At 55.2% G+C, this 13,244-nt stretch carries 13 protein-coding genes; 11 read left to right on the forward strand and 2 right to left on the reverse strand.

Features of this window, described 5'->3' with window-relative positions:
* Positions 1-4: 4 nt before the first annotated feature.
* From pqqD to WH298_RS18735, 4 genes are all read left to right on the forward strand, one after another.
* Entirely contained in the window at positions 5-283 is a 279-nt protein-coding gene (gene pqqD, locus WH298_RS18720) for a pyrroloquinoline quinone biosynthesis peptide chaperone PqqD (RefSeq protein ID WP_180823542.1), read from the forward strand.
* Positions 270-1,409 (forward strand): pyrroloquinoline quinone biosynthesis protein PqqE, encoded by a 1,140-nt coding sequence (gene pqqE / locus WH298_RS18725; protein WP_180823543.1) that lies wholly within the window; start codon positions 270-272, stop codon positions 1,407-1,409. The genes pqqD and pqqE overlap by 14 nt, the downstream gene beginning before the upstream one ends.
* Positions 1,409-3,733: a pyrroloquinoline quinone biosynthesis protein PqqF gene (gene pqqF / locus WH298_RS18730; RefSeq protein WP_180823544.1), complete on the forward strand. Its 2,325-nt coding sequence runs from the start codon at positions 1,409-1,411 to the stop codon at positions 3,731-3,733. Before pqqE ends, pqqF begins: the two co-directional genes overlap by 1 nt.
* Positions 3,734-3,869: 136 nt before the next feature.
* The gene (locus tag WH298_RS18735; protein WP_180823545.1) at positions 3,870-4,454 is read left to right on the forward strand and encodes a YceI family protein; all 585 of its coding nucleotides are present in this window, start codon (positions 3,870-3,872) and stop codon (positions 4,452-4,454) included.
* A gap of 863 nt (positions 4,455-5,317) precedes the next feature.
* On the opposite strand, the gene dld is transcribed toward WH298_RS18735, so the two are convergent.
* Complete coding sequence (gene dld / locus WH298_RS18740; RefSeq protein WP_180823546.1) at positions 5,318-7,012, reverse strand: D-lactate dehydrogenase; 1,695 nt, start codon at positions 7,010-7,012, stop codon at positions 5,318-5,320.
* 435 nt (positions 7,013-7,447) lie between these two features.
* On the opposite strand from dld, the gene WH298_RS18745 reads away from it, so the two are divergent.
* The 7 genes from WH298_RS18745 to WH298_RS18775 all read left to right on the forward strand — a co-directional run bounded on the left by WH298_RS18745 (position 7,448) and on the right by WH298_RS18775 (position 12,307).
* Entirely contained in the window at positions 7,448-8,428 is a 981-nt protein-coding gene (locus WH298_RS18745) for a 6-phosphofructokinase (RefSeq protein ID WP_180823745.1), read from the forward strand.
* Between the two features lie 10 nt (positions 8,429-8,438).
* Entirely contained in the window at positions 8,439-8,753 is a 315-nt protein-coding gene (locus tag WH298_RS18750; RefSeq protein ID WP_008110086.1) for a PTS sugar transporter subunit IIB, read from the forward strand.
* A complete protein-coding gene (locus WH298_RS18755) occupies positions 8,746-10,119 on the forward strand; it encodes a PTS sugar transporter subunit IIC (RefSeq protein ID WP_008110085.1) in 1,374 nt (457 codons plus the stop codon). Before WH298_RS18750 ends, WH298_RS18755 begins: the two co-directional genes overlap by 8 nt.
* Positions 10,106-10,948: a class II fructose-bisphosphate aldolase gene (locus WH298_RS18760; RefSeq protein WP_009128201.1), complete on the forward strand. Its 843-nt coding sequence runs from the start codon at positions 10,106-10,108 to the stop codon at positions 10,946-10,948. Before WH298_RS18755 ends, WH298_RS18760 begins: the two co-directional genes overlap by 14 nt.
* Positions 10,949-11,010: 62 nt before the next feature.
* On the forward strand, positions 11,011-11,280 hold the full coding sequence (locus WH298_RS18765; RefSeq protein ID WP_009128204.1) for a hypothetical protein: 270 nt from the start codon (positions 11,011-11,013) through the stop codon (positions 11,278-11,280).
* 8 nt (positions 11,281-11,288) lie between these two features.
* The gene (locus WH298_RS18770) at positions 11,289-11,726 is read left to right on the forward strand and encodes a PTS sugar transporter subunit IIA (protein WP_009128206.1); all 438 of its coding nucleotides are present in this window, start codon (positions 11,289-11,291) and stop codon (positions 11,724-11,726) included.
* Positions 11,723-12,307: a P-loop nucleotide/nucleoside kinase family protein gene (locus WH298_RS18775; protein WP_180823547.1), complete on the forward strand. Its 585-nt coding sequence runs from the start codon at positions 11,723-11,725 to the stop codon at positions 12,305-12,307. The genes WH298_RS18770 and WH298_RS18775 overlap by 4 nt, the downstream gene beginning before the upstream one ends.
* Here WH298_RS18775 and WH298_RS18780 read toward each other — a convergent pair.
* The gene (locus WH298_RS18780; RefSeq protein WP_180823548.1) at positions 12,256-13,185 is read right to left on the reverse strand and encodes a LysR family transcriptional regulator; all 930 of its coding nucleotides are present in this window, start codon (positions 13,183-13,185) and stop codon (positions 12,256-12,258) included. The two genes, WH298_RS18775 and WH298_RS18780, sit on opposite strands and share 52 nt — an antisense overlap.
* Between the last annotated feature and the right edge of the window lie 59 nt (positions 13,186-13,244).

The raw sequence follows: 13,244 nt of genomic DNA on the forward strand, positions 1-13,244 counted from the left end.
ACATATGAAAGATAATGTTATTCCTGCTTTCCGTCGCGGTTACCGCATGCAGTGGGAAGCGGCGCAGGAGAGCCACGTCGTGCTCTATCCGGAAGGCATGGCCAAGCTAAACGAAACCGCCACGGCGATCCTCGAACTGGTGGATGGCAAACAGGATGTGGCCGCGATCACCGCTACGCTGGATGCGCGTTTCCCGGAAGCGGGCGGCGTGGGCGATGACGTTAAAGAGTTCCTGCAATCTGCCGTCGAACAAAAATGGATACTCTGTCGTGAACCCGAGTAAAGCCGTTACGCCGCCGCTGTGGCTGCTGGCAGAACTGACCTATCGCTGCCCGCTGCAGTGCCCGTATTGCTCCAATCCGCTGGATTTCTCCCAGCAGGAGAAAGAGCTGACCACCGAACAGTGGATTGAGGTGTTCCGCCAGGCGCGCGCCATGGGCAGCGTGCAGCTCGGTTTTTCCGGCGGCGAACCGCTAACGCGTAAAGATTTGCCTGAGCTGATCCGCGCCGCGCGCGATCTCGGTTTCTACACCAACCTGATCACGTCGGGCATCGGCCTGACGGCGAAAAAACTCGACGCCTTTGCTGATGCCGGGCTCGATCACATCCAGATCAGCTTCCAGGCCAGCGATGAAACGTTAAACGCTGCACTGGCGGGTTCGAAAAAGGCTTTCCAGCAGAAACTGGAGATGGCGAAAGCGGTGAAAGCACACGGCTATCCGATGGTGCTGAACTTTGTGCTGCATCGCCACAATATCGACCAGATCGACAAAATCATCGATCTCTGTATCGAGCTGGAGGCCGATGATGTCGAACTGGCAACCTGTCAGTTCTATGGTTGGGCGCAGCTTAACCGTGAAGGATTACTGCCGACGCGCGAACAGATCGCCAACGCCGAAGCAGTGGTGGCCGATTATCGTCAGCGCATGAGCGCCAGCGGCAATCTGACCAATCTGCTGTTCGTCACGCCGGATTACTATGAAGAGCGGCCAAAACCCTGCATGGGCGGTTGGGGATCGATCTTCCTTAGCGTCACGCCCGACGGCACCGCGTTGCCGTGCCACAGTGCGCGTCAGCTGCCGGTCGAGTTCCCGTCGGTGCTGGAACGCACGCTGGATGACATCTGGTACAACTCGTTTGGCTTTAACCGCTATCGTGGTTTTGACTGGATGCCGGAACCGTGCCGCTCCTGCGATGAGAAAGAGAAGGACTTTGGCGGCTGTCGCTGCCAGGCGTTTATGCTGACCGGCGATGCGGACAATACCGATCCGGTGTGCAGCAAGTCGCCGCATCACGGTAAAATCCTCGAAGCGCGGCGTCAGGCTAATTGCAGTGATATCAAAATCCAGCAGCTGCAGTTCCGCAATCGTAGCAACTCCGAACTGATCTTTAAGCAGCGCGTCACCTGATGAACGCGCGCCAGATCACGCTCGCCAACGGCCTGCGCTGTTATCTGCACCATCAACCCGGCGCACGCGATGCGGCGGCGTTAATGCGCGTGCAGGCGGGCAGCCTGGATGAGCCGGATCGTTGGCCAGGCCTGGCGCATTTGCTTGAGCATCTGCTGTTTTGCGGCAGTGAAAACTTCAGCGACGACAACCGCCTGATGCCGTGGGTGCAGCAGCAGGGTGGCCAGGTGAATGCCACCACGCAGCTGAGCCGCAGCGCCTTTTTCTGCCAGCTGCCGGCAGTAGCATTATCAGCCGGCGTGCAGCGGCTGTGCGATATGCTCGCGGCACCGCTGCTCACCTCGCAGGCTATCCAGCAGGAAGTTGCGGTGATTGATGCTGAGTATCAGCTGCTGCAAAGCCATGCTGAAACGCTGAGTGAAGCGGCGCTGCTTGATGCGCTGCAAGGCCGTTTTCAACGCTTTCGCGTGGGCAGTCGCGCGGCATTTGGTGACAACGTCACTGATTTGCGTGCGGCGTTACAGGCATTTCATCAGCATTGGTATCACGCTGATAACATGCAGCTTTGGCTGCAAGGTCCGCAATCGCTCGATGAACTGGCGCAGCTGGCGTCGCTGTTTGGTAGCGGATTATTAACGGGTGGTGCAACCCCAGCGGCAATCGAACCTCTACTGCTGCCAGGCGATGGTTTGCTGCAGCTGGCGGGGGAAGAGAGCTTCTGGCTGACGCTGCTGATTGACGGCGATGAGCTCACTATTCGTGACAATGTCACCTTGCTGAATACTTTTTGGCAAGATGAAGCACCCGGCAGCTTAATGGCGCTACTGCGCCGTGAAGGGCTATGTCAGTCCTTTAACGCCCAGTGGTTGTGGCAGGATACGCAACACGCGTTGCTGGCGCTGCGTTTTAGCGCTGTGCAGCTTGCTCCTGCGCAGGCGCAACGTATTGAACACTACTTCTGGCAGCATCTCACCGCGTTAAGAGGGGCGCATGCGCGGCAGCATCAGCACTACGCGCAGCTCGCCCAGCAGGATTTCGCCGCCGCGTCCGCGCTGGAGCAGCTACGTGGCAGGGCGCTCGGCTTCGCGCCTGGCTTAACCGTTCCCGCTAATTTGACGGACTTTGCCTCTGCGTTGCCTCATTGCCCACGCAGGCGTTTGCTCACACAGCAACAGCTGAAGGGTATACCGCAGCAGAAACAGGGATTTACGCTGCCACTGGCTGAATGGTTGCCCCAACCGTGGGTCGCCATCGAACCTGCGACGTTTCACTTTTATCCGGCGTCAGCACAGCTAAGCTTGCCTCGCTTACCGCCAGTGGCGCAGCCGCTGCCGGTGATTGCGCCCGTGCAATCGGTTGAGACGCTGCTGCTGCGCCCAGCCTTTTATCAGCTGTTGCGCGATGAGGAAGCGCAGGCGCGGCAACGCTTATTGCGTCCGGTGCTGGCTGAGTTGCGTCACGCCGGTGGCAACGGCAGCTGGCAGCAAAAACAGGGTAGCTGGCAGCTGGTGCTTAATTTGCCTGCTTGCGCCGATCGCGCTTTGTTAAGCGTGCATCAGGCATTACAGGCGCTTAACGCACCGGCGCAGGATCAACTCGTCACGACAACGCACTCTATCGTTATTCGTCAGCTGCTGGCCGCTTTGCCTGGCAAACTGATCCCGCCGCAGGCAACACCACCATGGTTGGTCGCGTGGTGCGGCATAGAAGGTGCGTTAAGCCAGCGCGTGGCTCATCTGCTCAGCGATTTCTCCCCCGAACTGGCGCGCTATGCGCCACCTGCCATGCTGCATCGCGGCGTGATGCCGGTTGCCTGTGACGGGAGCGATCAGGCGCTGTTACTGTTTATGCCGCTGCCGCACGCAGATAACGCCAGCCTCGCGGCGTTACGCACGCTGGCGCTGATGCTGGAAACGCGTTTCTTCCAGCAGCTGCGGGTGGAGAAGCAAATTGGCTATGTGGTGTCGGCGCGCTATCAGCGAGTTGCGGATGTCGATGGTTTACTGTTGGCGCTGCAGTCGCCGAATATCCCGTGGCGCACGCTGCTTGGCCACTGCAAACGCTTTATGCGAGACATGCTCGCTGAAATCGCCGCTATTCCTGCAGCCAATCTCGCGGCCTGGCAGGCCAACTTAGCGATGCAGTGCCTAAACCAGGACAACAGCGAGCGTGCGCAAGAAGCGCTGCGCCAGCAGTTTGGCTTACCCATTCTTAACCGCGCCGCCATCCAGTCGCTGACGCTACAGCAGCTACAGCAACTTCACTATCGCCTGCTGCGTGAAAGGCATCGCTGGTTGATTTTGTTCGCAAATAAAATGGAATGAAACCTTCGCAGTCTGTAATTGTTTCCATTTGATATTTTTGAATATATTTGACAGTCACCAGCAAATCTCTTCACTGGTTAGTTAGCGGGTAAAGGGCGACACTCACTGCATTATCCCGATCTAAAAGGAACTGCGAGTGAAAAACGTTACCCGTCTTGCGCTGCCACTGTTGGCGGCGGCTACGCTTTATGCCCCCTTGTCACAGGCTGCAGCGATGCACTATGCCCTCGATTCGGCGCACACCTCGGTCATCGTGACCTGGACGCACTTTGGTTTCTCTCACCCGACGGCCGATATCCCGAATAGCAAAGGGTCAATCGTATTTGATAAGGATCAGCCGCAGCAGTCGCGCGTTGATGTCACGCTGCCGATTACGCAAATTGATACCCACGTACCTGCATTGACCAAAGAGTTTCTCGGTGCTGAGTATTTCGATACCGCAAAATATCCTTCAGCGGTATTCCACAGCACCAAAGTGGAAGCCAAGGGTGATAACAAATTCGACGTGGAAGGTAACCTGACGTTGAAAGGGATTACCAAGCCGGTCACCTTGCATGCCACGCTGAATCAGCAGGGTATGCATCCGATGGTGAAAAAAGAGGCGATTGGTTTTGATGCCACTGGCGTGATTAAGCGTTCGGATTTCAAGCTGGATAAGTATGTGCCAGCGGTAGGCGATGACGTGACGTTGACCATCTCAACCGAAGCATACGCGAAATAATCGCATCGATGTTTGCTGAGTCAAAATCGCGATGAATCCGCCAGGACGCGCATTCATGGTGACCAGGTGCGCTTGAATGCGCACCCTACGAAATCCCGCTAAATAACCGTAGGGTCGCCATCAATGGCGTAATGCACGTCGGTTAAGCAGCGTACTGGCTCTGCGGGGGTTCCGCCCGCTATGCATATGGCAGTTTCAGAATGTGTGAAGCCGGCGGCCGGGCTAAGGTCCGAAGGCGCGGACCTTAGCAATCCGCGCCTGCGCCGTCCTCGCTGTTCCCTCGCTTATCACTCCGGCCTGACGGACCGCGCGGATTCGCCATCCCTGGCTCATGCCGCGCTTTCGCCGACGTCCTGTCGGCTCATCCTGGCCGTCCCTCTGCGCTCGGCGCTGCGGATAGCGCTCAACACCGTTGCCTGTCATTACCGCATCTGATTTGAAATTTTGCTGGCTGAAGATTTTGGGTTACCGGGTCGCCATGAATGGCAACCCTACAGGCGTTCCAGCGATGATGATTTAGGAATAGGCATTGCTGCTGCAGCGCGGGTATTGAGGCGACATCCCAGCCCGCTGAGCGAGTGAGGGATTCCAGGGCGAGCCGCAGGGATGCGGCGAGAGGCGGCGCTGAGCAGGAGCGAATCGCCGCCGGTCCGTCAGGAATCGTGAGGGAGCGAAGGCACCGCGTAGCGGCGGGATGGGCTGGCGCAGGGCCGGGGAGTGAAGAGGGCGTGGCCCAGACGCCCTCTTCTCGGTCGCCGCACGGCGTAGATGAAACTGCCTCAGCCGATGGCGAACGAAAGTCGCTCAGCGCTTAACTGATCGGCATTACGCCATTTATGGCGACCTGGCTGCCGATGCTACATTTATCGCCAAAACTTCTTCTTACTGGTTTTGCCAATCCCCGGATTGCAGCTGTTGGTAGGATCGAGCTGCTTCCAGTGCTCCACGTGCTCACATGAAGCCTCATACAGATGTCCGACATTGTGCTCGGCGGGGTATTTAGCCCCGCGCTGCTCCAGATACCGCTTCACCTCTTCCTTAAACACTTTGGCGTCGTAGCCCGGTTTCAGCACGTAATCCTGGTGATTCACAAAACAGAAGAAGTGCCCACAGCATGAATCGACCTGCACCTGCATCGCCAGGTGATCCGGTAGCGTCAGGCGCCACGCATCATCATTTCGCCGTAGCGCCACGTCGAAGGCCACCAGCCGCTCGTTGGGGTTGTAACCCAGCGCATCGCAGTAGGAGATGGTGCAGCCGCCCACGCCAAAACGCACCAGAAACGCATCCGCCGCTTCACGTGCATCGCAGTGGAAAAAGCCGCCCGCGTGCTCTGCAAAGAATGACTGCAACAGCGCTTGCAGTTCAGCGGTTTGCTGCGACTCGACTTTAATCATCAAATGGTGTTGATACTCGCTGCGGTAAGCCATGATGCGCGGCGCGATAAAGCCCGGCGTCAGTTGGTTAAAGCATTGCAGCATCCGATCAACAAAATTGCGTGGCAGGAACTTCAGGTGACTGACGCGCACATCCCATTTGGCTTTCTTTGCCATCATCTGTGGAATTGCCTGCGGACCGAGTTTGCGGATTGCCAGATACATATGCTTGGCGTAGCGCACCGTCAAATCAAAGGCGTTGCGATGGATATATTCCGCCTGCAGAGGTAACTCGCTCATGCGGGTTAACAGATAACGCCGCAGTTCAACCAGCACGCTTTCATCATCGGTGCCGATGTAAAAGGTATCGCTGCCGGCACTGGCTTCGAAGGTGGGCAAGCGCACGGCAAACACCACCACTTTTCCTGCACTGCCGGCGCTGTCGTGCAGGTAGCGCAGGTCACCGTTAAAGCGTGCCGGAGAGTCTGCCGCGACGTCACGCAGGCGATCGGCGTAATCATCAGCCCAGATTTTCCCCTGCCAGTCGGGCTGCTCGCCGGTTTGATAGCGCTGCTGCATCAGCGCGTCCAGCATTGCCTCCGGCGTCTCGCCCAATGCAATACCCAGGTGATTGACCAGCTCTAATCGGCCATCGTCATGAATACGCGCGAACAGCGACTTCTCGGTAAAGGCCGGGCCGCGGCGAATCAGCGAACCGCCGGAATTATTACAGATGCCGCCCACCACTGACGCGCCGATGCAGGACGAGCCAATCACCGAATGCGGCTCGCGGCCCAGTGGCTGCAAGGTGTGCTCCAGTTCGGTGAGGGTGGTACCGGGAAACGCAATCACCTGACGCGCCTGATCGATCACCTGCACACCTTGAAGCTGGCGGGTGCTGATGATCACCACATCGCGATCGTAATCGTTGCCGTCGGGCGTGGAGCCACCGGTGACGCCGGTATTCGAGGCCTGCATCAGTACGATGACGTCGTGCGCCACACACACCTGCAACGTTTGCCACAGCTGTAATAAGCTTTGCGGTAACACCACCGCCAGCGCTTCGCCACGTCCGACGCGGAACCCTTTTATATACCAGGCTTTATCATCAGCATGGGTTAATAACTGCTTGTCACCCACCACGTCAGCCAACTCACGCAACATTTCCTTCTGCATGCTCATCTTCTCTCTTATTTATTCTTTATCCGCCACGGTATTGGACAAGCGCAGCCGCATTGAGTCAATCATTGACTGGCACTGGCAGGGAAATAACGCACGCAATCATTATCCCTTTATCTTTTACGGAATAAATGTCAGTGAACGATAAAAATGCGCGGGAAATCACAAAATAGATCGAAAGAAAACGAGCGTTAGCGGCGTTAATTATACCGGTAAGTTTAGCTGGCTGATTTAAATATAACAGTATGATTTTGGTAGATATTGTTATCAAAAGCCTGAAATGTGGATGTGATTTAAATCACAAAATTAAGCCATCAACAAGCGCTGTCAACGATCTCAACAGGGAAATTCATGGCAAAAGTGTGACATCCGTTGCAAATAACAAGTCGGTTAATCGGAAGAATGAATATCAGACGCACAGCATGAAGGGTGATGACAATGAGAATTGGCATGGTGATCAGCGGTGGCGATGTCACCGGGATTAATAACTTTGTGTACCAAATATCGCGCTTAACGCAGGCGGAAATGGTGTTATTCAATGGCGGAATACCGGGTCTGCTGGAAAATAATCACCAGGAAATATCCCAGCGCGATTTAGTGGATTATGCCATTGCCGCTATTCCGGTAATGCAGTCGGGACGCACCAGCAAAAAATTAATTCGGCCCGAATATGAGAGCATTGCTAAACATCTTAAGTCGCTGCGTATTGATGTGTTAATTATGGCCGGCGGCGATGGTTCATTGCAATTCCTGCATACGCTAAGCGAATTTGGTGTCAACTGTTTCGGCGTTGGCATGACCATCGATAATGACGTATTTGGCAGTGATTACAGTATTGGATTCTCCACCGCCTGCGAGCAGATATTAAAAGAGGTGGCGAAATTACGCAATACCGGGCGTGCGTTAACCGGTCGCGTTTTTATGGTGGAGTTGCTCGGCGGCTATTGCGGCGAATTAACCCTGCAGTCGGCGATCAAGTCTAATGCGGATTTCGCGCTGATCCCCGAATGCCAGATTGCGCCGCAGGAGCTGGCTGAGCGTATCACGCAGCGGCTGGCCGCGCAGAACAGCGTGATTATTTTGTGCTCGGAAGGCTATACCCGTGAATATTCACCGGGCTTCCAGGGTGCTATCGACACCTTAATTAAACAAATTGAACCGTTAATCGGTGTCCGTATTCGTAAAACCATTATCGGTTACGGCCTGCGTAATGGCGACCCTACCTGTGAAGAGATTTACCAGGGCACCATTATGGCCAGTGAAGTCGCGCGTTGTATTCAGTCGGGAATGCGCAATAAAGCGGTGATTATTAATGGCAGTAATCGACCGATTCCGATTGATTTAATAAGCATGAAAAAACGCCTGGTCGATACTGAAGGGCATCATTATAAACTCGCTAAACAACTGCAAATTCTGTGAGGAAATAGCCATGCTGAAAATATTATGTGTCTGTGGATGTGGTCTGGGTTCTAGCTTTGCGATTGAGATGAGCGCCAAGTCGGTATTAAAGAAACTCGAAATCGATGCTGATATCGATCACACCACTATTTCTGAAGCCAACGCCTTTAAATCCGATATGATTTTAACCCAGAAAGCCTTCGCTGATGTATTAAATGCCGATGCCAGCCCGGAACAAATTAAGCGGGTGATTATTCTCAATAAGCTCACTGATAAAGCCGAAATTGAAGAAAAAATCGTGGCGTTTATGAAAGAACGTAACTTAAAGGTTGCTAATCATGAATAGTGTGATCGACTTCCTGGTAAAAGATCTATTAGGGCAGGCATCAATATTGATCGCCTTTATTGCCCTGATTGGTCTGCTACTGCAAAAAAAATCGGCGGGAAAGGTGGTGGAAGGCACCTTTAAAACCCTGCTCGGTTTCTTAATTATGATGGCCGGTATCAACATTATTGTTGGTACGCTGACCTTCCTCAACACCATTTTTACCCACGGTTTTGGCATGCAGGGTTATATCACCGACGTTGCCGCCATCGCCGGGTTAGCTAACCGCGAGCTGGGTTCAGAAGTGGCGCTGACGCTGTTGGTGATCTTTATCGTCAATATCATCATTGCGCGTCTGACACCGTTCAAATACATCTTCCTGACCGGTCAGGCGCTGCTGTGGATGGCGACAATCGGTGCGGTGATTGGCTATAAAGCGGGGCTGACAGGTTTACCTCTGATCCTTACCGGCGGCATCTTCGGCGGCATTATGGCGGTGGTGATGCCCGCGCTGGCACAACCGGTGGTGCGCCGCATTACTGACTCCGATGACGTGGCGCTCGGCCACTTCTGCACCATCGGCTACCTGCTGACGGCGGCGGTAGCGAAGGTGGTGGGCAAAGGCTCGCGTTCTACTGAAGATCTCAAACTGCCCGACAACTTTAAATTCCTGCAGGACACCTATCTGTCGATGGCGGTGGTGATGGTACCGATGTACCTGATTCCCGCTGTGGCAGCCGGTCCGGAATTTATCGGCCAGTACAGCAACGGCATGAACTATTTGATGTATGCCTTTATGCAGTCAATTCAGTTCGTGTGCGGCGTGTTCGTGCTGTACAGCGGCGTGCGCCTACTGCTGAACGAATTGGTGCCAGCCTTCCGCGGTATTGCCATGCGTTTGGTGCCTGATGCTAAACCGGCGCTCGACTGCCCGGTGATGTTCCCCTATGCCCCGAACGCGGTGATTGTCGGCTTCCTCGCCACCACCCTGGGTTCGGTAGTCGGCATGCTGGTGTTCCCGATGTTTGGTCTGGCGATGATTCTGCCTGGCCTGCTGACCAACTTCTTTGCCGGTGGCACCGCAGGCGTATTTGGTAATGCGCTCGGCGGACGTCGCGGTGCGATGATCGGTGGTTTCGTTCACGGTCTGTTCATCACCTTCCTGCCGGCGATTCTGGTGCCGATGCTGGAAAGCTACGGTTTTACCGGCGTCACCTTCAGTGATTCGGATGTGATCAGTACCGGTCTGGTGCTCGGCCACGCATTCCAGAATAACTGGCTATTCGTCGCGCTGTTTATTGCCTTTATTACCCTTATCGCCTGGTTTGTTAACGGAAAATCCACCAAGTCTAAATCCCATGAGGAAAAGCTCCATGAAACTTTATAACTTTACCGATCTGTTACAGGTGGCTAAAGAACGTGATTTTAAAGCGCTGGGTTCCTTTAATTTGCACTGCCTGGAGATGTTGCCGGCCTTTTTTAGCGCGGCAGAAAAAACCAATAGTCCATTAATGATTCAGATATCTACCGGCACCGCGAAATATCTGGGACATAAATTATTGGTGGATGCCATTCGTTCATTATCCGAGAGCCGCAATGTCCCAACCTGCTTGCATCTCGATCACTGTTCCGATTTAGCCGCGATTCAAACCGCCCTGGATGCCGGCTTCAGTTCGATTATGTACGACGGCTCACATTTACCGATTGAAGAGAACATTGCCAATACGCGTCGGGTTATTGATATGGCACGTCCGCTGGATGTCTCAGTGGAAGCGGAGCTTGGCGCCATTGGCGGCTCTGAAGATGGCAAAGTGGTGGCGATGAGCGAAACGGCTTTCACCACGGTAGACGATGCCAAACGCTTCGTGGAGGAGACCGGCGTCGACATGTTAGCCATCTCCATCGGCACGGTACACGGCTTGTACACCGGCAAAGCGCACATTCAGCATCAGCGCCTGGCGGATATCACTGACGCCACACATACGCCGCTGGTGTTGCACGGTGGCACCGGCGTCAGCGATGAAGATATGCGTCTTGCGGTGCGCAGCGGCATCGAGAAAGTGAATGTCGGCACTGAGATGAATGTGCAGTGGGTAGCCAACTGTAAGCAGACGTTTGAAAAGGGCAAGGTCAACGATAGCGTGCGCAATTTCCTCGTGCCAGCTAACGACGCGGTGACCAATGTTCTGGTAGAAAAGATTCAGCTGTTCCGCTAATTCCGACTCACTCATGACGTAATAACCTGAGGTGCCCGGCGCCATTCGGGGCAGGAGACGCTATGTTTGGATTCTTGAAAAAGGGCTCGGATAATAAGAGCCAGGATTCACAGGAAATAGATCTTCAGGCTGAAACCATCAGCGGTAAAATAAGCCAGCTAGAGCAACAGCTGGCAAATAATCCGCAGGCGACAGATACGCAAAAACAATTAATGCTAGAGTATAATCGTGCATTAAATATCTTTGCTAAAAGCCGTCGTTTTCGTCAGGAAATTGATCCGCTGTTTGTCAAAATTGATGAACTGCGCAACACCATTCGCAAATCAATTTAGGAGGCAGTATGAGTATTAAACAGCTGCTGCAGGAGGCAAGTGCGATTCAGGTGGGGATCAGCGCCAGGGATTGGCGCGAGGTGATTGCGCTGGCTGCGCTTCCACTGGTCAACGGCGGTTACATCAAAGCCAGCTATCCGGAAGCGGTGATCGCCAATACGCTGGAACATGGCGCGTACTACGTGTTTGAAGAGGGCATTGCCATCCCTCACGCCCGGCCAGAAACCGGCGTGCTGAAAGATTGTTTTAGCATGATTGTGCTGGATGAGCCGATTTCGTTCGACGGCAGCGACAAAGCCGACATCGTGATTATGTTCGGCGCGCGTGATAGCAATGCCCACATTGAAGAGGGCATTCGCGCAATTGTCACGCTGCTGGAAGATGAAGAGACGCTGGTGCGACTGCGCAACGCCAGCAGTGCCGCGGAGGTGATAGACATCCTATGACAACCGACACTGAAGAGAAGGTGGTGGTGCTGGTGAATGGCATTCCGGCGTCGGGCAAAAGCACCCTGACGCGCGCGCTGGCCGAGCAGTTCGGCTTGCCGGTGCTGACGCTGGATAGCCTGAAAGAGCCGTTTATGGCCAGCTTTGCGCCGGTGGATCGCCAGCGCAATCGACAACTGGGCTGTGCTGCTTACCAGGCGATCTGGCAAGTGGTGGCGCAAGCCCCGGCGCGCTGCACCTATGTGATCGATGCCTGGTTTGGCTTTCAGCCGCGCGAAGTATTGCAGCAGGGATTGCAGCACGCCGGCGTGACGCGGGTGCTGGAGCTGTGGCTGGCGATTTCGCCCGATGATGCGGTGGCACGCTATCAGTCGCGATTGACGGATCGTATGCCCGGTCATCCCGGCGCCGATTATTTGCCGGAGCTGCGCAAGCTGGCCGAAAGCGCGCAGCCGATGGCGCTGGGTCCGGTGTTGCAACTGGATGCGCGCAATCCAGACCAGGCGGCCGCCTTTGCCTGGTTGCAGCGTCAGCTGCGACGGCCAATCGCTGCCCGGCCGGCGTTATCCGCTTCTGGCTGAAAAACGCGTGCGCTGAGGAAGTCGATCAGCGCGCGCACTTTCGGCGACGGATGTTTACTGGCGGGCCACAACAGGTGAAACACGTTGCGATGGCAGGCGAAGTCACCTAATACCTCGCGTAGCGTACCTTGTGCCAGTGCTTCGCGAATCGAGAAATCCGGTAGCATGGCGATTTCTAATCCACGCAGCGCAAAGCAGACGCGAGTCTCAATGTTGTTACAGATCATGGTGGTGGGCAGCGTCAGCTCCTGTTCCTCCTCGTAGCCGCGCAGCACCCAGCGCTCCAGCTTACCGGTGGTGTTAAAGCGATAGTGCAGACAAGCGTGCTGCGTCAACGCTTCGGGTGTTTTAGGTTCACCATAACGGGCCAGATAGTCTGGCGAGGCCACCGCGATGGAGTAGGCATAACCCAGCTTGCGCGCCGAGAGGCGTGAATCCGTCGGCGGTTCAGCGCGCATCACCACGTCATATCCTTCGGCAATCACATCGACAACGCGATCGCTGAAGTCGAGATCGAGCTGAATGTCCGGATAGGCCTGCATAAAGTCGCCTAACACCGGCAAGATCAGCGAACCCACAATCGGCAGGCTCAGTTTCAAACGCCCGGCGGGACGGCCTGCTGCCTGCGACAGCTCGCTTTCGGCAGCTTCAATTTCGGCCAGAATACGGCGGCAGCGCTGCAGAAACAGCGCGCCTTCGGCGGTCAGCGTTATGCTGCGCGTGCTGCGGTGAAATAGCCGCACGCCAAGTTTATCCTCCAGCCGGGCAATGCTTTTGCCCACCGCCGAGGCGGAAAGACCTAAATGCCGCCCTGCAGCCACAAAGCTGCGGGTTTCCGCCACCTGCACGAACACCACCATACTGTTCAGACTGTCCATGTTGCCTCGCGATTGCGGACACAAATGTCCGTTAAGTCGAGAAATATACCCCGCTTTTT

The sequence above is a fragment of the Pantoea nemavictus genome (genome assembly GCF_037479095.1).
Lineage (GTDB): Bacteria > Pseudomonadota > Gammaproteobacteria > Enterobacterales > Enterobacteriaceae > Pantoea > Pantoea nemavictus.

Bases quoted from the DNA above. Each gene is read 5' to 3' on its own strand.
- pqqD (WP_180823542.1), top strand. From the start codon at position 5: ATGAAAGATAATGTTATTCCTGCTTTCCGTCGCGGTTACCGCATGCAG.
- pqqF (WP_180823544.1), top strand. From the start codon at position 1,409: ATGAACGCGCGCCAGATCACGCTCGCCAACGGCCTGCGCTGTTATCTG.
- dld (WP_180823546.1), bottom strand. From the start codon at position 7,012: ATGAGCATGCAGAAGGAAATGTTGCGTGAGTTGGCTGACGTGGTGGGT.
- WH298_RS18745 (WP_180823745.1), top strand. From the start codon at position 7,448: ATGAGAATTGGCATGGTGATCAGCGGTGGCGATGTCACCGGGATTAAT.
- WH298_RS18750 (WP_008110086.1), top strand. From the start codon at position 8,439: ATGCTGAAAATATTATGTGTCTGTGGATGTGGTCTGGGTTCTAGCTTT.
- WH298_RS18755 (WP_008110085.1), top strand. From the start codon at position 8,746: ATGAATAGTGTGATCGACTTCCTGGTAAAAGATCTATTAGGGCAGGCA.
- WH298_RS18760 (WP_009128201.1), top strand. From the start codon at position 10,106: ATGAAACTTTATAACTTTACCGATCTGTTACAGGTGGCTAAAGAACGT.
- WH298_RS18765 (WP_009128204.1), top strand. From the start codon at position 11,011: ATGTTTGGATTCTTGAAAAAGGGCTCGGATAATAAGAGCCAGGATTCA.
- WH298_RS18770 (WP_009128206.1), top strand. From the start codon at position 11,289: ATGAGTATTAAACAGCTGCTGCAGGAGGCAAGTGCGATTCAGGTGGGG.
- WH298_RS18775 (WP_180823547.1), top strand. From the start codon at position 11,723: ATGACAACCGACACTGAAGAGAAGGTGGTGGTGCTGGTGAATGGCATT.
- WH298_RS18780 (WP_180823548.1), bottom strand. From the start codon at position 13,185: ATGGACAGTCTGAACAGTATGGTGGTGTTCGTGCAGGTGGCGGAAACC.